Source organism: Streptomyces hebeiensis (assembly GCF_052983195.1).
In genome coordinates this window covers 1,962,785-1,983,026 of the sequence record NZ_CM129812.1, presented here as the reverse complement: position 1 = coordinate 1,983,026, position 20,242 = coordinate 1,962,785, and the positions used below count along the sequence as shown (strand labels likewise).

General features: G+C 72.3%; 19 protein-coding genes. 6 read left to right on the top strand and 13 right to left on the bottom strand.

What is annotated here, in order from left to right; translation table 11 throughout:
- Positions 1-114: 114 nt before the first annotated feature.
- The 3 genes from ACU6P3_RS08475 to ACU6P3_RS08465 all read left to right on the top strand — a co-directional run bounded on the left by ACU6P3_RS08475 (position 115) and on the right by ACU6P3_RS08465 (position 3,041).
- The gene (locus ACU6P3_RS08475; protein ID WP_447196581.1) at positions 115-690 is read left to right on the top strand and encodes a TetR family transcriptional regulator; all 576 of its coding nucleotides are present in this window, start codon (positions 115-117) and stop codon (positions 688-690) included.
- Between the two features lie 73 nt (positions 691-763).
- Positions 764-1,750, top strand: coding sequence for a helix-turn-helix transcriptional regulator (locus ACU6P3_RS08470; protein ID WP_447196580.1), 987 nt, complete (start codon positions 764-766; stop codon positions 1,748-1,750).
- Between the two features lie 289 nt (positions 1,751-2,039).
- The gene (locus ACU6P3_RS08465) at positions 2,040-3,041 is read left to right on the top strand and encodes an enolase C-terminal domain-like protein (protein WP_447196579.1); all 1,002 of its coding nucleotides are present in this window, start codon (positions 2,040-2,042) and stop codon (positions 3,039-3,041) included.
- Positions 3,042-3,526: 485 nt separating this feature from the next.
- Here ACU6P3_RS08465 and ACU6P3_RS08460 read toward each other — a convergent pair whose 3' ends face one another.
- The 9 genes from ACU6P3_RS08460 to ACU6P3_RS08420 all read right to left on the bottom strand — a co-directional run bounded on the left by ACU6P3_RS08460 (position 3,527) and on the right by ACU6P3_RS08420 (position 13,266).
- A complete protein-coding gene (locus ACU6P3_RS08460; protein ID WP_344284057.1) occupies positions 3,527-4,564 on the bottom strand; it encodes a TauD/TfdA family dioxygenase in 1,038 nt (345 codons plus the stop codon).
- A gap of 4 nt (positions 4,565-4,568) precedes the next feature.
- The gene (locus ACU6P3_RS08455) at positions 4,569-5,669 is read right to left on the bottom strand and encodes an amino acid kinase family protein (RefSeq protein ID WP_447196578.1); all 1,101 of its coding nucleotides are present in this window, start codon (positions 5,667-5,669) and stop codon (positions 4,569-4,571) included.
- Between the two features lie 17 nt (positions 5,670-5,686).
- Positions 5,687-6,730 carry an aspartate-semialdehyde dehydrogenase gene (locus ACU6P3_RS08450; RefSeq protein ID WP_030746095.1) on the bottom strand — a complete coding sequence of 348 codons (1,044 nt, stop codon included), beginning with the start codon at positions 6,728-6,730 and terminating at the stop codon, positions 5,687-5,689.
- Positions 6,727-7,731: a DMT family transporter gene (locus ACU6P3_RS08445; protein WP_447196577.1), complete on the bottom strand. Its 1,005-nt coding sequence runs from the start codon at positions 7,729-7,731 to the stop codon at positions 6,727-6,729. The genes ACU6P3_RS08450 and ACU6P3_RS08445 overlap by 4 nt, the downstream gene beginning before the upstream one ends.
- Positions 7,732-7,763: 32 nt before the next feature.
- A complete protein-coding gene (locus ACU6P3_RS08440; RefSeq protein WP_051764938.1) occupies positions 7,764-8,699 on the bottom strand; it encodes a transporter substrate-binding domain-containing protein in 936 nt (311 codons plus the stop codon).
- Positions 8,696-10,045, bottom strand: a complete 1,350-nt coding sequence (locus ACU6P3_RS08435) for a methylaspartate mutase (protein ID WP_447196576.1) — start codon at positions 10,043-10,045, stop codon at positions 8,696-8,698. The genes ACU6P3_RS08440 and ACU6P3_RS08435 overlap by 4 nt, the downstream gene beginning before the upstream one ends.
- The gene (locus ACU6P3_RS08430; RefSeq protein ID WP_107055594.1) at positions 10,042-10,515 is read right to left on the bottom strand and encodes a cobalamin-dependent protein; all 474 of its coding nucleotides are present in this window, start codon (positions 10,513-10,515) and stop codon (positions 10,042-10,044) included. The genes ACU6P3_RS08435 and ACU6P3_RS08430 overlap by 4 nt, the downstream gene beginning before the upstream one ends.
- Before the next feature lie 156 nt (positions 10,516-10,671).
- The gene (locus tag ACU6P3_RS08425) at positions 10,672-11,577 is read right to left on the bottom strand and encodes a LysR family transcriptional regulator (RefSeq protein WP_447196575.1); all 906 of its coding nucleotides are present in this window, start codon (positions 11,575-11,577) and stop codon (positions 10,672-10,674) included.
- A gap of 369 nt (positions 11,578-11,946) precedes the next feature.
- Positions 11,947-13,266: a bifunctional adenosylcobinamide kinase/adenosylcobinamide-phosphate guanylyltransferase gene (locus tag ACU6P3_RS08420; protein ID WP_447196574.1), complete on the bottom strand. Its 1,320-nt coding sequence runs from the start codon at positions 13,264-13,266 to the stop codon at positions 11,947-11,949.
- A 97-nt stretch (positions 13,267-13,363) separates the two neighbouring features.
- Here ACU6P3_RS08420 and ACU6P3_RS08415 point away from each other — a divergent pair, with 97 nt between their 5' ends.
- Positions 13,364-13,573, top strand: coding sequence for a hypothetical protein (locus ACU6P3_RS08415; RefSeq protein ID WP_447196573.1), 210 nt, complete (start codon positions 13,364-13,366; stop codon positions 13,571-13,573).
- Positions 13,574-13,721: 148 nt separating this feature from the next.
- On the opposite strand, the gene ACU6P3_RS08410 is transcribed toward ACU6P3_RS08415, so the two are convergent.
- The 4 genes from ACU6P3_RS08410 to ACU6P3_RS08395 form a co-directional block, all read right to left on the bottom strand.
- Positions 13,722-14,924, bottom strand: a complete 1,203-nt coding sequence (locus tag ACU6P3_RS08410) for a S1C family serine protease (protein WP_447196572.1) — start codon at positions 14,922-14,924, stop codon at positions 13,722-13,724.
- A gap of 235 nt (positions 14,925-15,159) precedes the next feature.
- On the bottom strand, positions 15,160-17,130 hold the full coding sequence (locus ACU6P3_RS08405; protein ID WP_447196571.1) for an ABC transporter ATP-binding protein: 1,971 nt from the start codon (positions 17,128-17,130) through the stop codon (positions 15,160-15,162).
- A gap of 142 nt (positions 17,131-17,272) precedes the next feature.
- Positions 17,273-18,028: a class I SAM-dependent methyltransferase gene (locus ACU6P3_RS08400; protein ID WP_447197809.1), complete on the bottom strand. Its 756-nt coding sequence runs from the start codon at positions 18,026-18,028 to the stop codon at positions 17,273-17,275.
- A 59-nt stretch (positions 18,029-18,087) separates the two neighbouring features.
- Complete coding sequence (locus tag ACU6P3_RS08395) at positions 18,088-18,687, bottom strand: DUF3043 domain-containing protein (RefSeq protein WP_030746064.1); 600 nt, start codon at positions 18,685-18,687, stop codon at positions 18,088-18,090.
- A gap of 325 nt (positions 18,688-19,012) precedes the next feature.
- Here ACU6P3_RS08395 and ACU6P3_RS08390 point away from each other — a divergent pair, with 325 nt between their 5' ends.
- On the top strand, positions 19,013-19,792 hold the full coding sequence (locus ACU6P3_RS08390) for a PspA/IM30 family protein (protein ID WP_447196570.1): 780 nt from the start codon (positions 19,013-19,015) through the stop codon (positions 19,790-19,792).
- 86 nt (positions 19,793-19,878) lie between these two features.
- A complete protein-coding gene (pspAA, locus tag ACU6P3_RS08385; RefSeq protein ID WP_030746057.1) occupies positions 19,879-20,163 on the top strand; it encodes a PspA-associated protein PspAA in 285 nt (94 codons plus the stop codon).
- Positions 20,164-20,242: the final 79 nt, after the last annotated feature.

Sequence of the window (20,242 nt, the reverse complement as noted above, 5' to 3'; positions counted from 1 at the left end):
CGGCCCATGACGATCCCCGCGATCCGTCATGGGCCGAATCCCTCGGCGATAAAAATACCTTCGGGATGGTATTTTGTTCTCCATGGTGCACATGCCGCTGCCGGAGGTGGTCCGGTGAGCCAGGAAAGGTCCGCGCGGACCCGTCGGCTGCTGCTGCGAGCGGCCGCCGTCGAGTTCGCGGCCCACGGCTATTCAGGGGCCCACCTGAAGACGGTGGTCGCCGGTATCGGGATGACCAAGGGCGCGTTGTACGGGCACTTCGCCTCGAAGGCCGCCCTGGCCGAGTCCGTCCTGGCCGAGGGCGTGCGCACCTGGCAGGACCTGCGATCGGTCCCGGTCGCCCCGCGGGCCGGCGCCGGCGGGGAACTGCGCCGGCTGGCGGTGCGGCTGGCGCGGCAGATGGACGACGACGTCGTCTTCCGGGCCGCCGTCCGGCTGGCCTCGGAACCTCAGCTCACCACCTGTGACGTGCAGTCCGATCTGCTCGCGGACATGACGGAGCACACCACCGCACTGGTGGTCCGGGCGCAGCGTGAGGGTTCCCTGACCGCGGTGTTCCCGCCGGAGACGTTCTCGGGCCTGCTGACCGCCGCGATCCTCGGCGGCCCGCAGCCGGGAGTGGACGCCGGCACCACGAGCCGGGCCCGCCTGGGCGGGCTGTGGAACCTGATCGGTTCCGGCAGCCCATGACGTCCCGGCACCGCGCCTCCCCCGCGTACTTAGCCTCCCCCGCCCGGTCCGGTACGGAAAGGCAACGGTCGGCATGAGCACTTCGACGATCAGCTCGCACGCCCTGCGGCTCTTCGAGTACGCCTCCGCCCACAGCGACTGGACGATGCGCGGCGCCTGCGACCGGCTCGGCGCCCCGGCCGACCTGATCGAGCAGGCGCGGGACGAACTGCTGCGCGTCGGACTGCTGACGCTGTCGCCGGACGGCGAGTCCCCGGCGACGGCGACCACACCGGAAGCGGCCCTGCTGCGGCTGCTCACGGCCGAGGAGGAGGCGGCCACGCGGCTGACCGACCAGATCCGCCGGACCCGGGAACAGATCGACGCGATGCGCGGGGTCTTCCTCCCGCTGCACACCGCGCGCGCCGGCTCGGCGACGGGCGAGATCGTCAGCGGACAGGACGTGATCGCCCGCGTGCTCGGCGACATGGCCGACCTCGCGACGTCGGAGGTCCTCAGCATCAACCCGGGGCCCGTCCTGCCGCAGGAGGTCCTGGCGCAGGGGCTGCGCCGCGACATGCGCTTACTGGAGCGCGGCGTGGCGGTCCGCAGCATCCACCTGCGGCCGATGACCCGGATCATCCACTCGATGGCCCACCTCCAGGAACTGCGCGACGCGGGAGCGAAGCTGCGCATCGCCAGCATCGTCCCGTTCCGCTTCACCCTCGTCGACCGGGTGCAGGCGCTGGTGCCCGCGCTCCACACCAACGCGGCCGACGCCATGATGGTGCTCAGGGGCGAGGCCGTCACCGCCCTGCTGGTCAAGGTGTTCGAGATGTGCTGGGCCTCGGCGTCGCCCCTGGAGCCGGCCGATGCCGGCCACGAGGACGAACTCAGCGCCCAGCAGCTCTGGGTGCTGCGGCTGATGGCCACGGGACGCAAGGACGAGGCCATAGCCCGCGAACTGGGCCTTTCCGTACGGACGCTGCGCCGCGTGATGGCGGACCTGATGACCAGGCTCGGGGTGGAGAGCCGCTTCCAGGCCGGCTTCGAGGCCGCGCGGCGCGGGCTGCTCGGCTGAGAGGTCCTGACCTCAAGCGGCCACGGCAGCCGGAGGCCGCCCACCGAGTCTGGCGCCGGGCGGCACCCGCGGGCCAGGATCGTCCCCAGGGGCCGGGGAATCCGCCCCGGGGAGGACATCGTCATGCGACACGGCTCGTTCGGCGTGCCGGGGAACGTCACCGCGGCTGCCGCGCGCCCGGACCGCGTCCGACCGCGACTCCACGTGTGCGGCAGGGTGGCGGTGGCGGGTGAGGCACCGCGCTGACCACGCCATCGCCCTCGGACACACGTCATGGTGAGGAGTTCTCGTGTTCGACCCGGCATTTCTCAGGTCCATGACCGGCACGGCGCTGCGAGTTCTCTACGAGACCCGGCCTGCCCCCGGCACCCGGGACTGGTCCGTGCTCCGGGTCGCCCTCCACAACGCGGGCCACACCGGACGCGGCGAGGCGACCCTCGTCACGTACGCGACGGAGCACGGCCCCGCCGCTGCGCTCGCCCAGGTGGACGCGGTGCGCCACCGTCTGGAGCGGATGATCACCCCCGTGGACCTGCTCGACCTGCTGCCCGCGGGGCCCGCCCGCAACGCGCTGGACTCCGCGCTGTGGGACCTGCTCGCCAAGCGCAGCGGGCAGCGGGTCTGGCAGCTGCTGGGGCTGCCGCGGCCGCGGCCGCTGCCGACGATCCGGACCGTCCCGCTCCTGGACCCGGCGTCGCTGTCCCGCGCGCTGCGGAACACCGCCACCCATCCCGCGATCAAGCTGAAGCTCGGGGCCGGCGGGGTCGAGGACGACATCGCGCGGCTCGAAGCGGTCCGCCGGCACCGGCCCGACGCCTGGCTGATGGCCGACGCCGACGGCGCCTGGGACGTGGACCGGCTGCGCACGATGCTGCCGGTCCTGGAGTCCCACGGCGTCCGGCTGCTGGAACAGCCGCTGCCCTCCTGGCAGGCCCGCGCCCTGGCGCGGCTGCGCAGGCCCTTCCCCATCATCTGCGACCTGTCGTACGGCGACGAGGGGGACCTGGGCCGGGTGGCGGACCAGTACGACGGGATCAACGTCAAGCTCGATGTCGCGGGCGGGCTCACGGCGACGCTCGGGGTGATCGAACGGGCCCGGCAGCGAGGGCTCTCGGCGCTGGTCGGCTCGCTCCCCGCGACCGAACGGGCCATGGCCGCCGTCCTGCACGTGGGGCTCAGCGCCGACCACGTCAACCTGCCCGAACGGCTGTGGATGCCGGACGACATCGCCCTCCAGCCGAACCGGGCGAACGGTGTGTCGGAGCCGCTGCCGCAGAGCGTCTGGGGCTGACGGGCCGGCCTCCGGTCCGGTCCGGCGCGGTCGACGCACGACGTGAACCACGCCCTGTCGCCCGCCCGCTGAGCCCGCGCCGACTGAACCCCTGCTCGTGAGGGCCCCCTTGAGCCCCTGCTCGCGAGGGCCCCTGCCCGCCGAGCCTCCTCGGCACCCCGCGTCCGGTGAGACCTCCGTGCCCGGTGAGCCGGCGCACCGGGTCTGCCGACGCACCGGGTGAGCCGGACGTACCGGGTTCGACGGCGTACCGGGTTCGACGGCGTACCGGGCGAGCCGGTGTGCTCGCCCGGTACCGCGTGCCAGGGCGATCCCGCGCACCCGCGTATCCCCCGTACCCGGTGGCACCGGCGTGTCCCGTGGGTCCGGGCACCCGGCCGGGCCGCCCGGACGCACAACGCCCCGCCTGCTCCCGGACCGGCGCTGACGGGGAGATCAGCACCGGTGCGGGAGCGGCGGGGCGTTGTGCGCTCGGGGCGCCGCCGTCAGTAGTGGACGCGCCGGTTCTCCTCGGTCACCCGGTAACGGACGTTCCACAGGCTGCGGCGCACATAGCTGCGCTGGAGCCAGCGGTCCCGGCCGTCGTAGCGGGCCGCGAAGCTGCCGCGGGCGTGCACGCCCTTGCGGTTGTTGATCAGCAGGCACTGGCCCGGGCTCAGGTGGACCGCGTGCGAGACCTGGCGGCAGGTCTCCTGGAGGGCGGCGAGGGCCTCCTCGGCCGTCCTGGTCAGCGGGCGCACCCCGTTGGCGGACACGGCGATCTCCGGGTAGTCGAGGGGACCGCTGATGATCGACACCGGCTCGGAGAGCACGTCCTTGCCGCCCGCCACGTCACGGACGTAACTGCCCGGCGCGTTCAGCCGGAAGAGCGGGCTGCGCAGCGCGTCCAGGATCTCCGGCGCCAGCGCGGCCGAGATGTCCCGGACGTCGGCGTAGAAGGTGCCGGCGACGCCGTCATGGTCCTGGCGCAGGCAGTTCAGCACCAGGAAGTCCGGGTTGGCCACGTCGTAACGGCCGATCACGTCGTGCATGATGTCGCTGTGGAAGTTGAGGAAGACCTCCGACCCCTGGTTGGTCTGGGTCTTCGCGCCGCCGGCGACGGGGATCACGTCGTGCACCAGCTGCCCGGCCTTCTCCGTCAGCACGCCCATCGGCTCCCCGAGCAGTCCGCTCAGGCCGAGCAGGATCCCTTCGGCGACGAAGGTGGCCTTGTCGGTGCTGGGACCGCCGTCCGACGGGGTGTCCGGCAGGTCGGGGTCCACCGGCAGGTTGCTGACCAGTGAGACGCCGGGGGTGTCTATGTGCCGGCCGAAGTCCAGGATCTGCTGGAGTATGCCGACGGGGAGCTGGGCGAATATCTGCAGCAGGCGGGTCATCGAGCGGTCGATGTCCGTGTTCGGATCGGGCAGCTTGCCGAGCTGTTCGCCGAGGGCGTCCCGCACGTCGTCCGGCAGGGCGATCTCACTGAAGGTGGGCACCGTGACGGGCCCGGCCTGACGGTTGAGTTCCGTGGCGGTGGTCATGCGATCACACTCCTACAGTCTGAAGTTCCGGCAGGTCCTGGTCCAGATCGGCTTCGCCGGGGCGGTTGGCGTGGTCGTGCAGGCGCTGTGCCAGGTGCAGGGCGTCCTCTTCGTCGGCGGCCAGGTGCGTGACGACCTTGCTGCCGCGCACGGCGGTCACGGGCAGCCCCGCGTACTCGCCGGGCGTGAGGCCGTGGCGGCGCTGGAACTCGGGCAGGTCGACGAATCCGCCGGTGATCGCCACCAGCGGGCCGGAGTTCAGGCGTACGGCGTCGATGTTCTCGGCGTGGAAGACGGTGTACGCCTTGTCGGCCAGCTCGTCGCTGTCGTAGCGCAGCGCCGAGGAACGCTGGTTGAGCACCACCGCGGCCACCGTGGAACCGGCGGTGCCGATCACCGAACCCGTGGGGAACGGCGGCCTGTTGTAACGGCAGACGATTTCGATCCGGTTGCGCTGGGCGAGCCGGACCGCCCTGCGGTGCAGCACCTTCGCCCCGTACAGCGACATCAGCGCGGCGGTGTTGTAGGACACCTGGTTCAGCAGCCGGGCGCCGGAGATCAGGTGCGGGTCGCTGCTGTAGATGCCGTCGACGTCCGAGTGGATCTCGCAGCGGGAGGAACCGACGGCCGCGGCCACGGCGACGGCCGACAGGTCCGAGCTGTTCTTGCCCAGCCAGGTGGGCCGGCCCTTGCGGTCCGCCGCCTGGCCACCGGGGACCACGACGACCTCGTGGTCCCGTACCGCGCGGCGCAGCGGCATCGGGTCCGTGTGCTCCAGCCGCGCCCACATGAAGGACGAGTCGGTGGTCAGCCCCAGTTGGTGCCCCGCCAGGACGGTCGAGGTGCGCCCGGCCCGGTGCAGGGCGGTGGACAGCAGCTGCGCCCCGACCGTGTCGGCGAGGGTGAGCAGGCCGGCGACGGTCTCGTCCTCCGGGTGCCGGTTGATCTGGTTGAGCCGGTCCCGGAACTGCTCGGTCTCGCCCGGCTGGCCGCTCACCACGACGACCAGGCGCCTGCCCTCGTCGGTGACGCGTTGCGCGAGCGCTTCGGCGAGTTGCCCGTACGCTGCCAGGGTCCGGAAGCTGGAGCCTCCGAACTTGAGCACGACGGGCGGCTCGGCCGTCACAGCGTGCCCCGGGCGATGAGCTCCTCCGCGATCTGGATCGCGTTGAGCGCGGCGCCGATCGTCAGGTTGTCCGCGACCACCCAGAGCCAGAAGGCGCGGGGGTTGTTGGGGTTGACCCGGATCCGGCCGACGTGCACCCGGTCGGGGTCCTTGACCGTGGCCGGGGTCGGGAACTCGCGTGGCGATTCCCGGTCGTGCACCGTGACCTCGGGCAGGGCGGCGATCACCTCGACGAGCTCGGCGCGGTCGACCGGCGCCTGGCACTCGATCCAGACCGCCTCCGAGTGGCCGTTGACCACCGGCACCCGCACACAGGTGGTGGTGACGTCCAGGTGCGGCAGGCCGAGGATCTTGCGGGACTCCTGGAGCATCTTCTGCTCCTCCAGGGTGAACCCGGTGTCCAGGAACCGGTCGATCTTCGGGATGACGTTGAACGCCAGCGAGGGGACGAACTCCTTGCCCGGGTACTCCTCCCCGGGGTGGTCCAGCGCGGCCCGGCTGGACTCCTTGAGTTCGTCGACGCCCGGGTGTCCCAGGCCGGAGGCGGCCTGGTAGGTGCTGACGACGGCCTGCCGTACGCCCCAGCGTTCCTCGATGCCCCGCAGCACTCTGACGAGCGGGATGGTGGAGCAGTTCGGGTTGGCTATCACGCCGGACACCGGACGGCGGTCCAGCTCGTGCGCGTTGACCTGCGGGACGACCAGCGGGGTGTCGGGGTCCATCCGGAACGCGATGGTGTTGTCGATGACGACGGCGCCGGCCGCGGTGGCCACCGGCACCCATTTCTCGCTGGCCTCCGTGCCCGCGGAGAAGAAGGCCAGGTCCACGGTCGAGAAGTCGAAGTCCTCGACGGCGTGCACCGGGTAGGACCGGCCGTCGACGGTGAGTTCGGCCCCGGCCGAGCGGGCCGACGCGACGAGTTCGACGGCGCGGTAGCGCAGTCCCCGCCGCTCGATCAGGTCGATCAGGGTGCCACCGACGGCGCCGGTGGCGCCGACTATCGCGATACGAGGTGCGCTGGGGTCGGTCACAAGAGTCATCGGGTGCCTCCGGCCGCGGTCTCGGTCTCTGTCTTGTTCGCTGTCTTGTTCTCCGTCGTGGGCTGCGGCGCCGGCGCCGGGGCGGCGGCAGCGGCGGCGGCCTTGCCGCGCAAGGACCAGCCGAGGTTGACGCCCAGGCTGGCGGCGACGATCAGCGGAATGCCCAGCGCCTGGAGCAGGCTGATGCTGTGTCCGTACACGGCCCAGTCGGCGAGCATCGCGACGGCCGGGTAGACGAAGGCGAGAACAGCGATCTTCGGGGTGGGGAGCTTCTGGTACGAGGAGTACATCAGGACGTACATCACGCAGGTGTGGATCACTCCGAGGCCGACCAGCCAGCCCCAGTCCGCGCCCAGGCCGGACGTCTCGCTCAGCGTCGTGAACGGCAGGAGCAGGAAGATGCCCAGCACGAGCTGGACCAGCGCGACCAGGTGCGGGCGGACCCCGGTGACCCGCTTGGTGACCACGGTGGACGCCGCGTAGAGGACCGCGGCGAGCAGCGCGTAACCCAGCCCCTTGAGGTAGTCGCTGTCGCCGCCGCCGGTCAGGTCGGACACGGAGACCCCGGCCACCAGGATCAGACCCACGAAGGCGATGCCCAGCCAGGCGAACTTGGCCACGGTGAGCTTGTCGCGGAACAGCAGCGCCCCGAGCAGCATCACGTAGAACGGCTGGGTGTGGTAGACGACGGTGGCCACCGAGATGGACGTGCCCTCGTAGGACTCGAAGAGGAACGCCCAGTTGAAGACGATGAACACACCGCCGAGCGCGGCCAGGCCGAGCTTCTTCGGGGTGAACGCGTGGTTCTTGAAGAAGCCACGGGCCAGGCAGTAGAGGCCGAGGGCGACCGTGCCGAACAGGCAGCGGAAGAACACGACGTTGAAGGGGGACGTGCCGGATTCCACGACGAAGACGCCGAGGGTGCCGGACAGCACCATCGCGAGGGTGAGTTCGATCGCCCCCTTCGTCTCCTGGCTTTGGCCGGATGGTGCGGTACTCATGGAGTGGGTCCTTTCACGACATGGAGGGGCGGTCAGTGCAGGGGGACGGCGTAGTGCAGGCCGCCCCGCGTCCACAGCTCGTTGAGTCCGCGCGGGACGGCGAGAGGCGTGGCGGTGCCGAGATTGCGCTCGTAGAGGTCCCCGTAGGTGCCCACGGCGGACAGCACCCGGGCGGCCCAGTCCTCGTCGAGGCCGATCGCGGGACCGTGCGGGCCGGCCGCCTCGGCGGCCTGCGCGAGTGCCTTCTCCCGCTCGCCCGACTCGTCGGCCTGGTGCTCGGCGGAGATGAGCAGTTGCAGCACCCAGCGGCACAGCCGGAACCAGGACGGGTCGTCGTCACGTACCGCCGCGGCCATCGGCTCGCGCGAGATCGCGGTGTCGAGGATGCGGTGGGCCGACGGGTCGGGGAGCGCGGCCCGCTCACCGGCCAGCGCCACCCGGTCGAGGACGTAGGCCGCGCAGTCGCCCGAGGCGTAGCCGGCCAGGGCCTCTGCCGGGGTGGCGAAGGCGACCGGCTCGACGGACAGCCCGCGGCTCCCGTACCAGGAGGCGAGGTTGGTGGCGCTGGTGGTGCCGGCCTGCACCGCCAGGCGCCGCCCGGCGAGCTGCTCGGGGTGCTCGACACCGTTGTCAGCGGCTACCAGGAACCCCTCGCCGTCGTAGCACGTGACACCGGCGAACAGCACCGGCGAGGTGGCCTCCCGCCCCAGCGTCCAGCTGAGGTTGCACACCGTCAGTTCGGCCTCCCCCGCGACGAGCCGGGGCAGCCGGTCGGCCGGGTCCGAGGGCAGCCAGTCGACGGCCTCGGCGTCGCCGAGCGCGGCGGCGGCCACGGCACGGGCGACATCGGTGTCCAGGCCGGTCCAGCGGCCGTCGTCGGAACGCTGGGAGAGACCGCGGATGCCGCGGCTCACCACGGTGCGCAGCGCGCCCCGGCGTCGTACGTCGTCCAGAGTGGGGGTGTTCACGACCAACTCCTCGGACCGGACCCGACCAGCAGTTCGCGCGAGTGCACGCGGGTCAGCTGTTCGCGGTCGAAACGACGCTCGTTGAAGCCGAGCATGCCGAGCAGGCCCTGGGCGCTGACGGGACGCCTGGCGTCGAAGTCCTTCACGTTCAGCGGCATCCGCCCCGGTTCGGCCCAACGCAGCATCCCGCGTGGGTCGACGTAGGCGCGCGACTTGTTGGCGTTGTCCTGGTGCAGGCAGAACGGCACGTCCAGATGGCCGCGGGAGAACGCCTTGACCAGTGCCTCACCGACCGTCGGGGCGAGTTCCAGGGTGCTGTCGACCAGCAGCCTGGCCTCCTCGTAGATCCCCGTGTCGGTGGCCTCGAACGACGGCTCGCGGGCCGCCTCGTCCTCGGCGATGGACTCGGCGAACTCCAGGACGTTCACGTTCTCGGCGATGGTGGGGATGCGGTACGCCTCCGCCGGGGTCTTCACGATCAGCCGCTCGGTGCCGCTGCGGACCGCGAGCCGGACGCTCTCCTCCAGGATCCGGAACGAGCCGATGGGAGTGCGCGGGAAGACACCCATGTACGTGTAGAGCACCACGTGCCAGTCGGCCCCCGACAGCCGCTCGCCCCCCAGCCGGCGCAGCGCGGCCAGCGCCTCCAGGTCCTGGCCCGGATGGGTCTGCTGGGCATAGCTCAGCGAGATGCTGTGCAGGCCGTGCTCACGGAAGAACAGCGTCTCCAGGACGCTCAGCGCCACCAGCAGGCTGGGTGGGCAGAGCTGGCCCAGCATGCAGCCGCCGAAGCTCTCCAGGTGCATCGGATCCGGCTGCTCGGCGATCAGTTCGCAGCACTCCGCCCACGCGCTGACCGCCTTGGCGATCGGGGCGCGGCTGTAGGGCAGGCAGTACGAGACGGGGCCGCCCTCGGTGGCGTCGACCCCGGCCGCGACCATGGCCCTGAACAGCGGCTGCGGCAGTGCCGAACCGTGCCTGACCTGGACCGGGAAGTCGCGACCCGACACGGACTCGAGTAACTCCCGGGTGGCTCGCTCGCCGTGGGCGACGAGCGGGAAGCCGTTGAGCTCCGCGCCGGTGCGCAGGGCGGCGCGGGCCGAGTCGTGGTCGTTGACCCGGGTGTAGCTGTCGAGGGTGATGGTGCCGATGGACGTGGCGTCGGCGTCGCGCACCTCGCGCAGCCCCTCGCGCATGGTGGCGAGGTCGGCGAAGCCCATCCGGGGCTGCACCGCCAGCCGCCCGGCCGCCGCGGAACGGTGGACGTAACTCGAGAACCGGCCCTGGGGCGGGACACCCCGGGTGGCGGGCGCGGGGCCGGCACTGGGCCGGGCCAACGCGCTCACGCGGCGGCCCCCACGGGAGCGAGGGCCGGGCGGGCCCGGGACGGACCGCTTTCCAGAGCACCCAGGAATTCCTCGAAGCGCTCTATTCCGCTGCCCGCCTCGAATACCGCGTCGAAACCGTTGAGTGCGAGTTCCTCGGCGTAGACGATGTTCTCCGCGCCGCGCACCCCGAGTTTCCCGCCGATGACCACGCGCAGGTCTTCCAGAGCGGGTTCGCTGCGGATCTTACGAATCAGCCTGAGCCCGTCGAGGTGTCCGTGTCCGTTCACCGTGGACAGAATCAGTGCGTCCGGCCTCGTGCTGAGGCACTCGTCGATGATGAGTTCGTCGGGCACGCACGCGCCCAGGTTGTTCACCTCCGCTCCGTGCTCCTCGAGCAGGAGCTGAAGAAAGACAAGATTCCACATGTGTGCGTCGGACGACACGCTCGATACGATGAACCGTTTCCCCGGGCGCATGACCTGTGACATGAGCTTCCCCTCGCCGTGAACCAGTTACTACAGAATTGTGTTCGCCGACTCACCGGCAAGTCCAGGAAATCTGTTCGCCATCGCGGATGGCCGTTATTGGCTTTCCTGATGACCTTGGACGGATTGCGGCGAAGACGATTCTCCGCGGCGTCCCGGTCAGTCGGCCTGGGCGCGGTATTCGTGGCTGAGGGATTCGAGGACCCGGTCGATGAACACCTGACGCTCCCGGGACAGCGGGGCTCCCTTGCGCCAGGCGAGCTGGGTGTACAGCTCGAAGGGCGGCTCCCAGGCCAGTTGGGCGAGGGTGCCCGCGGCCAGTTCCTCCGTGACGGTCATCCGGGGCAGCAGGCTGATGCCGAGTCCGGCGCCGACCCCGCGCTTGATGGCCTCGATGGTGCCGAACTCCAGGAACGGCACCGGCTCTCCCGAGCCGTCGTTCAGCTCCGCCTCCAGCAGTTCCCGGTAGGCGCAGCCGGCCTCGGGCGCCAGGACGGCCTCCTCGCGCAGATCGTCCGTGGAGACCTTGGCCTCGCCCGCGAGGCGGTGGTTCGGCGCGGCCACCACGGCGAGCGGCTCCCTGCCGAGCACCTCGCTGTGCACCCCGGAGTGCTGGGTCTCGGCCTCCATCAGGAAGCCCGCGTCGAAGTCGCCCTGGCGCAGGGCGTGCAGGGTCTCCGCGCACAGGCTGGGCCGGAGGATGAGCTGGAGGCGCGGGTAGCGGTGGTGGAAGTACTCCAGTACCGAGGGCATCCGGTAGGAGGTGATGCTCTCCATGGTCCCGATGGTCAGCTGTCCCTCCGGCTGCCCGTCGGCCACGGTCGCGCCGCGGGCCTGGTCCGCCAGCGACAGCATCTGCCCGGCGTACGGCAGCAGCCTGCTGCCCGCCGGAGTGAGCCGGATCTTGCCCCCGACCCGCTCGAACAGGTCGGTGCCGAGGGACACTTCCAGGCTCTTGATCTGCCCGGTGACACTGGACTGTGCGTAGTTGAGCTCGGCCGCGGCCCGGGTGACGCTGCCCAGGGCGGCTACACGGTGGAAGGTCCTCAGTTGCCGGATGTCCATGATCTCTCCCTGTGGGGTTGAGGCTCCGTGGGGCCTGAGATCGAGACTGCCGAGCGCCCCCCGCGCGGTGGAAGGCGCCGCCGGTGGCACACAGTGCCCACGGCAGGTATGTGCCGCGTCCCCCTCACGCCGGGAGGCGCCCCGGCGGATATCGGACGGGCCCATCTCGGGCGTCCGGGCGGATACGGGGCGAGTCCGCCGGGGATGTCCCGTGGTACGCGGCGAGTCCGCAGGGAGGCGCCCGGCGGGCGGACTCCCGCCGGGGGCGGGGCGCCCGCCCCGATGGCGGGAAGGACGGGGCGGGAGAGCGGCCGACCGCGGGCCTGACCCGCGGTCACCGTCACCGCCACGGCCCTCCGCCAGGAAGTGTCACCGCAAGGTCGTCGTCTGGCCCGCCACCACCATCAGCACGTGCTCGCACTCGTCCGCGACCCGCGCGTTCAGCCGGCCCAGCTCGTCCCGGAACCGCCGGCCCGACGCCGTCGCGGGGACCACGCCCGAGCCGACCTCGTTCGTCACGGCCACCAGCGTCCGCCGCGTCTCCCGTACCGCCATGACCAGTTCCGCCGTCCGCTCCCGCAGCGCCTTCTCGCCGCCGCCCGACCAGGCCGCGTCGTCCCACGCGTTCACCCGGTCCATCGCGTCCGTCAGCCACAGCGACAGACAGTCGATCAGCAGCGGCGGCCCCTCCGCCGCGAGCAGGGGCACCAGGTCACAGGTCTCGACGGTGTGCCAGGAACCGGGCCGGCGTTCGCGGTGGGCGCGGACGCGGGCGTCCCACTCCCGGTCCCCTTCCCGGGTGCCGCCCGTCGCCACGTACAGCACACCAGGGAACGCCTCCAGCCGCCGTTCGGCTTCCCAGGACTTGCCCGAGCGCGCCCCGCCCGTCACCAGCGTGCGCCGGGGCACCACGGGCGCCGGGTGGTACGCGCCGACCGTCAGCGTCGTCCCGTCGGGCACCGCCCGCGCGCCCGCCGCCGCGAGCCGACGTGCCAGCTCCGCGCCGGGTGGTACGTCGTGGTCGACGTGCACCGCCACGACATCCGTGTCCGGCCCCACCGCCCCGGCCGCCCGCAGCCGCGCCACCGCCTCCGGCCGGCCGGTGACGTCGGCGGCCACCATGTCGTACGGGGCCGGGCCCGGGCCCGCCGCCCCCCGGGCCCCACCGGACACACCGGGAGCGCCGGGAACGCCCCGGGCGCCGGCGGCCCCGGGGACTCCCGGAACGCCCGCGCGGCCAGGGACCCCCGGCCCGCCGTGCGCCCCGGACACCCCCGCGGGCGCGCCGCCCGGCGGCAGGTACAGCAGCCGCTCGCCGTCCGGCCCCGTCACCTCGTACCCCGTGCCCGGCGCGTCCATCGCCACCGCCCGCACCCGGTGCCCGCTGAGCAGCGTCAGCACCCGGCCGTCCGCCACCCGCCCCGCCGAGGGCAGACCGGCGGGCAGTTCGACCGCGGGGCCGTCGTGCGGATGTGTGAGCAGGACCTGGCGCACGCCCGCGAGGGAGTGCCCGGAGCGGGCGGCGGCGAGCGCGGCCCCGGGCGTCAGGTCCAGCAGCAGGACCCCGTCCACGAGGAGCGAGGTCGCGGCGCGCGCCCGTTCACCGAGGGCGGTCGCGCAGGACGCGCAGGGGCAGTGGGGCCGGGGGAGGCCGGAGGGGGCTCCGGTGCCGAGCAGAGTCAGTTCCACGAAGACGATCCTCCCGTGTCGCCGCGTTCGGTGCGCGTCCGGCTACGCTGCGGGCAGGAAGCTGATCAGTTCCGCAGGACCTGGACCGGAGGCGTACATGGCGTGGATGTGGCGGTTCGAGAAGGCTGACGGTACGGAGGTCGCGCCGGCGGTGGAGCCGGAGGACTTCACCACACAGGGGGACGCCGAGTCCTGGGTCGGCGAGGTCTGGAAGGACCTGCTCGAAGGGGGAGTGGACCAGGTCACGCTGTTCGAGGACGGCAACGAGGTGTACGGCCCCATGAGCCTGCAGGCTGCGGGCGACTGACCACCCGACAGGAACCGTCGTCCGCCGGGCCGTCGTTCGCCGCCCTCCACCGGCCGTGGCACGACGCCGGCGCGCGGCGGTTCCTGTCGTACGCGTGGCCACGTCGTACGCCGGTGTCGCCGTACGGCCCGGCCGGCGCACGCCGCCCTCACAGCTTGCCCAGCGTGACGTCCGCCACCTTCGTCGAGCCCTCCCGCACATATGTCACCCTCACCTTCTGTCCGGGCCTGTCCGACGCCAACTGCTCCGCCAGCGAGGCGAACGTCGGCACCCGCGTCCCGTCGAGCTCCACGATGACGTCCCCGGGCCTGATGCCCGCCCGCGCCGCCGGGCCGTTCTTCGTCACCGACACGACCGCGACCCCGGACGGCTGGAGGTCCGGGCCCAGGACGGTACGGCCGGTGATGCCCAGGCCCGCCCGGCCCGAGTTCGTGACCTTGCCGTACTTGATGATCTGGTCGGCGATGGTCTTCACCGTCGAGACCGGGATCGCGAAACCGATGCCCGGCGCCGCGCTGTTGCCCAGCTGTTGATCGGTCGCCGCCAGCGTCGGGATGCCGATGACCTCACTGTCCAGGTTGGCCAGCGCGCCCCCGCTGTTGCCCGGGTTGATCGCGGCCGAGGTCTGCACCATGTTGGCGATGACCGCGCCCGTGCCGCCGCCCGCCTCGCCCTCGCTGACGGTCCGACCGATCGCCGAGACGATGCCCTGGGTGACGCTTCCCGAAAGCCCCAGGGGCGAGCCCATCGCCAGCACGATCTGGCCGACCGCGACCTTGGACGTGGTACCGAACGTCGCCGCGCGCAGGCCCTTCGGGATCGTGGTGAGCTTGATGACCGCGAGGTCCTGCGCGGGGTAGCCGGCGACGAGCTCGGCCCGCAGCGGCTGCTCGCCGGTGGCGATCGTGACGACGAACGTGCGCTGTTTCCCGACCACATGGGCGTTGGTGACGATGTGGCCCTGCCCGTCGTAGACGACGCCCGAGCCCACGCTGTTCCCGGTTTCGATCTGCACGACCGACGGCAGCACGTTCCTGATGACCGTCTCGTAGTCGGTCTGCAGATCGTTGGTCGTCCGCGGCGCGGCCGCGGCCCGGGATGTCGTGTCGGCCACCGAGGTGTTGTCGAAGGTGTCGGCGCCCCCGGTGTTCCCGGAGCGGGGCGCTCCCGTCCCTGAGCAGCCGGCGGCCAGGACGGCCGAGGCGGTCAGGACGACCCCGGCGAGCAGTCGGGACGTGCGGGCCGGTCGGGACGTGCGGGCCGGTCGGGACGTGCGGGCCGGGCCGGTGACACGCGGCAGCGGCCAGCGCGAGCGGCCCCGGCGCGGACCGTGTGGAAGCGAAACAGTCATGCCCGGAGTATCCCTTTTGTGTTGGCGGGTGGCTCCCGCTGCGCCGCCGATCAGTGGCGTACGCCGATGCGCGGCCCGCCCCGCAGGCCCCGCGCCGCCGCCCCGCGCCGGCCCACCGCCGCCAGAAACCGGGCCGGGCTCACCGCTCCGCCCGGCGGGACCGGGCCGGGCTCACCGCTCCGCCCGGCGGGACCGGGCCGGGCTCACCGCTCCGCCCGGCGGGACCGGGCCGGGCTCACCGCTCCGCCGCCAGGAACTGAGTCGCCGCCAGCTCCCCGTACAGCGGGTCGTTCGCCACCAGCTCCTCATGCGTCCCCACCGCACGCACCCGCCCCGCGTCCATCACCACGATCCGGTCCGCCAGCGTCACCGTCGACAGCCGGTGCGCCACCACCAGCACCGTCACCTCCCGCGACACCTCCGCCACCACGTCCCGCAGGGCCATCTCGTTGACCGCGTCCAGCTGCGAGGTGGCCTCGTCCAGGAGCAGCAGCCGGGGGCGCCGCAGCAGCGCACGCGCGATCGCCACCCGTTGCCGTTCACCGCCCGACAGGGTGGAGCCGCGGTGCCCGACCGGTGTGTGCAGGCCCTCCGGCAGCCGTTCCACCAGCGCGTCCAGCCGCGCCCGCGCGAGGACCTCGCGTATCTCCTCGTCGGAGGCGTCCGGCGCGGCGAAGACCAGGTTCTCGCGCAGGGTCCCGGCCAGCACCGGCGCGTCCTGCTCTACATAGCCGATGGCGGCGCGCAGTTCGGCGAGGGGCAGGTCGCGGACGTCCCGCCCGTCGACCAGGATCCGGCCGCCGGTCGTCTCGTAGAACCGTTCCAGCAGCCCGAAGACGGTCGTCTTGCCCGCGCCCGACGGACCGACGAAGGCGGTCATCCCGGGGCCGGGGACCTCGAAGGAGACGCCGTGGTGGACGTACGGCAGCCCCTCGCGGTAGCGGAAGGTGACGTCCTCGAAGACGACGGAGGCGGGACTCGGGCCGGGACCGGGACCGCGACCGGTGGGCCCGCCGGCCGCGGCGACGGCGACGGCGGTGGATGCGGCGACGGCGACGGCGGGTGCGGGTGCGGCGGTGACGGGCGCCGTCGTCGCCGGCGTCGGGAGCGCGCCGGTGGCAGCCGGTCTGTCCGTTCCCGGCCCCTCCGTCTCCGGCCCCTCCGTCTCCGGTGGTCCCTCCGCCTGCACCTCCTCCGTCTCCAGCCGTTCCGCCTCCGCGATACGGGCCACGGCCGCCGCCCCCACCTGGAACTGCGCCACCGCGTTCACCAGCTTCGAGACCGGCTCGATCAGGTAGAAGAGCAACAGCAGGAACGCGACCAGCGTCGATACGGTGATCGCTCCCGAGGCGACCCGCGCCCCGCCGACGCCCAGCACCGTCAGGAACGACATCTGCACGGCCAGTCCGACCGACGCCCCGGCCAGCGACTGCCACTTCGCGGTCTTCACGCCCTGTCGCCACGCCTCCCGCGCCGCCGCCTCCACGACCGCGGTCTCGCGCTCCTCCGCCCCCGACGCCTTGACCGTACGGAACGCCCCGAAGGCCCGTTCCAGAACCGTCGAGATGTGCCCGACCGCCTCCTGGGAGCGCTTCGTGGCCCGGGCGATCTTCGGCATCACCGTGGCGACCGCGGCGCCGATCACGACGATCACTCCCAGCGTGACGCCCAGCAGGACCGCGTCCATCACCCCCATCAGCGCGATCGTGGCCAGCGTCGAGAGCGCGCCGGTGGCCGCCGAGACCACCGACTGCGTCGTCACGGAGCGCAGCAGCGTGGTGTCCGAGGTGACCCGGGACATCAGGTCGCCGGGCTGGGTCCGCTCCACTTCCGGCAGGCGCAGCCGGAGCAGCCGCCCGATCAGCGAGCGCCGGGCGGCCAGGACGACGGACTCGGCGGTCCGCTCGAGGAGGTAGGAACCGAACGCCTCGACCGCCGTGCCGAACACCACCAGAGCGGTGAGGAACAGCAGGATCCCGGTGATCGAACCGTTCTCGCCGAGCCGGTCCACCAGCGCCTTGGCGGCGAGCGGCTGGGCCAGCGCGCTCGCGGAGCCGATCAGCGCCAGGAGCGCGCCGAGGGCGATGACACGGCGGTGCGGCCGGATGTGCCGGTACAGCGCCCGCCAGGTCTCCCGGCCGGGCAGCAGGGGAGCGCTCTCTTCACCGGTGCCGGTGGCGGGACTCGATGCGGTTGCGGAGGTCACGGACTCAAGGACGCGGAAAGGGGGCTCGCAGCCTGGCACGGAACCGGCCAGTGCGGATGGCTGAATCCGGCCGTCGTGCCCCCGTCGCGTTCCGGCCGCCGGAGACCCGGTGGCGCGGCGGTTCGGCCCGTGCGCGAACCGTTCAGCCCCGTACCCCGAACAAGTGCAGCAGCGCGGCGACCCCCCGGTACGGATCCGTGCGCCCCGCCCGGTCCTCCGCCGACAGCAGCCGTTCCAGTTCCGCCTCGTCCGCCGGCGGCTCCTGGCCGTCGGCGGCGCCGTCCGTGAAGAGCCGGACGCCGTACCAGGCGTGCAGCGGCGCCGCGATGCCCGCCAGGGTCGCCGTGAGCACGTCCAGCCGGTCCGCGCGCACCCGCAGTCCCAGCCGGTTGGTGTACGTGTCCGTGTCGAAGGCGGCCAGCGCGCCCGCCCAGTCACCGTTCAGGCCGGGCCGCAGGGCCAGGCTGTCCGCGTTCCGTACGAGCAGGGACAGCAGACCGCCGGGCGCCAGCATCCGGGCCAGCCCGGCGAGCATCGCGTCCGGCTCACTCACGTACATCAGCACGCCGTGGCACAGGACGACGTCGAAGCTGCCGGGCAGGAAGTGGACCCCGGTCTCCCGGCCGTCGCCCTCGATCAGCCGGACCCGCTCCCGTATCCCCTCGGGTTCGGTGGCGAGCGACGCACGGGCCGTGGCCAGCATCTCGGCGTCCGACTCCAGGCCCGTGACCGTGTGTCCGCCGCGCGCCAGCCGCAGCGCCTGGGTGCCCTGGCCCATGCCCACGTCCAGCACCCGCAGCCGCTGCCCGACCGGGAAGCGCTGGGCTATCTGCTCGTCGATCTGACGGGCGACGAGTTCCTGTCGTACGACATTGCGCAGCCCACCGAGCCCGGCCAGCCAGTTCGCCGACCCACCGGCGAATCCGGACGGGGCCCCGGGCCCGGGTCTGTCCGCGCTCAGGGCCGCTCCCCGCGCTTGACCTGCGGCTTGGGCAGCCGGAGCCGGCGCATCTGGAGCGTGCGCATCAGGCCGTACGCCACGGCGCCGCGCTTGGGGGTGTCCGGGAAGCGCTCCGCGAGCTGCTTCCGCAGCCGGAAGCCGAGCCCGACCGAGTCGATGACGATCAGCACGATCACGGCCAGCCAGAGCAGCAGCGAGATCGTCTGGATCTGCGGCACCCTGATCATGCTCAGTACCAGGATCACCACCGCGAGCGGCAGGAAGAACTCCGCCAGGCAGAAGCGCGAGTCGACGAAGTCACGGACGAAGCGGCGCACGGGCCCCTTGTCGCGGACCGGCAGGTAGCGCTCGTCGCCGCTCGCCAGGGCCTCGCGCTGCCTGGCCAGGTCCGCCCGGCGCGCCTCGCGCTGGCGCTTCATGGCCGTCTTGCGGTCGGTCGGCGTCGTCGAGGCGCGGCGGCGCTGCGACTCGGCCTCACTGCGCTTGGGGGTCGGGCGGCCCTTGGGGGCCTGCGGGTCGCGGGGCTGCGTGGAAGGACCGTTCGTCGTCACCGAGGTGGACGGGGCCTTCTCTTCTTTGGAACGGCTACGGAACACAAGCCCCAAGGGTACGGGGTGAGGCGGTTGGACCCCACCCCGCCGGGGAACGATCCCGCAACGGCGTGTGTCCGAACCAGGACACCTCCGGACAGCCCGTCCCACCCCGTCCGTACCCTGGACAGAGGGGACGCGGTTCCCCCGCCTCCCCGGAGGTCATCTACTTCCTGCGCCGGATCGGCGCGAGCCGTAGTCGTCCTTGGGGATGAGCGCATCCGCGCCCGAACAGTGCGGTAATAGAGGCAGGCCCCGTACTGTGGGTCTGGTCGAAGTGCTGGAGCTGGAGTCCGTCAGAAGGGGGCGCGCGAAGCCCATGAGCGGTGTCATGAAACGTATGGGAATGATCTTCCGCGCGAAGGCGAACAAGGCCCTTGACCGGGCCGAGGACCCGCGCGAAACCCTTGACTACTCGTACCAGAAGCAGCTCGAACTGCTCCAGAAGGTGCGCCGTGGTGTCGCCGACGTGGCGACCTCGCGCAAGCGGCTGGAATTGCAGCTGAACCAGTTGCAGGGGCAGTCCACCAAGCTGGAGGAGCAGGGCCGCAAGGCGCTCGCGCTGGGCCGGGAGGATCTGGCGCGCGAGGCGCTCTCCCGTCGTGCGGCGCTCCAGCAGCAGGTCAGCGACCTGGAGACGCAGCACCAGACGCTCCAGGGCGAGGAGGAGAAGCTGACGCTCGCGGCGCAGCGGCTCCAGGTCAAGGTCGACGCCTTCCGTACGAAGAAGGAGACGATCAAGGCCACCTACACCGCGGCGCAGGCCCAGACCCGGATCGGCGAGGCGTTCTCCGGCATCTCGGAGGAGATGGGCGACGTCGGCATGGCGATCCAGCGCGCGGAGGACAAGACCGCCCAGCTCCAGGCGCGGGCCGGCGCGATCGACGAGCTGCTGGCCTCGGGCGCGCTGGACGACCCGACCGGCACGTCGAAGGACGACATCGCGGCCGAGCTGGACCGGATCTCCGGTGGTACGGATGTCGAGCTGGAGCTTCAGCGGATGAAGGCGGAGCTCGCCGGCGGCTCGTCGGAGCGGCAGCAGGCGATCGAGGGCGGCACCGACGCGCAGGACGCCCCGCGGCAGAACCAGCACAAGTTCGACAAGCAGTGACGAACCGCCGGCGGCGAACCTCCGGAGACGAACCTCCGGAGACGAACGCCGGAGACCGACGCTAGAGACGAACGGCAGGGCTCGACATGATCGTACGGATCATGGGGGAGGGCCAGGTGAGGCTGGCGGACCGCCACTTCGCCGAGTTGAACGCGCTGGACGACGAACTGCTCGCCGAGGTGCGCGACGGTGACGGGGAGGGGTTCCGCCGTACGTTCCACGCGCTGCTGGCGAAGGTGCGGGAACTGGGCGAGCCCCTGCCGGACGACGCGCTGGAACCGTCGGAGCTGATTCTCCCGGCGGCGGAGGCGACGCTGGACGAGGTCCGGGCGATGCTGAACGACGAGGGGCTGATCCCGAGTCCGGGCTGACCGGCGGGGAGCCACCGCGGGAAGGCCCGAGGCCGCGTCCGCGTCGGGTCCGCATCCGCGCACGTGGCTGTGTCCATGT

What these genes read in the sequence shown, in the direction of transcription:
- ACU6P3_RS08460 (WP_344284057.1), bottom strand. Translation starts at nt 4,564, where the DNA reads ATGACCACCGCCACGGAACTCAACCGTCAGGCCGGGCCCGTCACGGTG.
- ACU6P3_RS08470 (WP_447196580.1), top strand. Translation starts at nt 764, where the DNA reads ATGAGCACTTCGACGATCAGCTCGCACGCCCTGCGGCTCTTCGAGTAC.
- ACU6P3_RS08390 (WP_447196570.1), top strand. Translation starts at nt 19,013, where the DNA reads ATGAAACGTATGGGAATGATCTTCCGCGCGAAGGCGAACAAGGCCCTT.
- ACU6P3_RS08410 (WP_447196572.1), bottom strand. Translation starts at nt 14,924, where the DNA reads ATGACTGTTTCGCTTCCACACGGTCCGCGCCGGGGCCGCTCGCGCTGG.
- ACU6P3_RS08425 (WP_447196575.1), bottom strand. Translation starts at nt 11,577, where the DNA reads ATGGACATCCGGCAACTGAGGACCTTCCACCGTGTAGCCGCCCTGGGC.
- ACU6P3_RS08445 (WP_447196577.1), bottom strand. Translation starts at nt 7,731, where the DNA reads ATGAGTACCGCACCATCCGGCCAAAGCCAGGAGACGAAGGGGGCGATC.
- ACU6P3_RS08415 (WP_447196573.1), top strand. Translation starts at nt 13,364, where the DNA reads ATGGCGTGGATGTGGCGGTTCGAGAAGGCTGACGGTACGGAGGTCGCG.
- pspAA (WP_030746057.1), top strand. Translation starts at nt 19,879, where the DNA reads ATGATCGTACGGATCATGGGGGAGGGCCAGGTGAGGCTGGCGGACCGC.
- ACU6P3_RS08430 (WP_107055594.1), bottom strand. Translation starts at nt 10,515, where the DNA reads ATGTCACAGGTCATGCGCCCGGGGAAACGGTTCATCGTATCGAGCGTG.
- ACU6P3_RS08450 (WP_030746095.1), bottom strand. Translation starts at nt 6,730, where the DNA reads ATGACTCTTGTGACCGACCCCAGCGCACCTCGTATCGCGATAGTCGGC.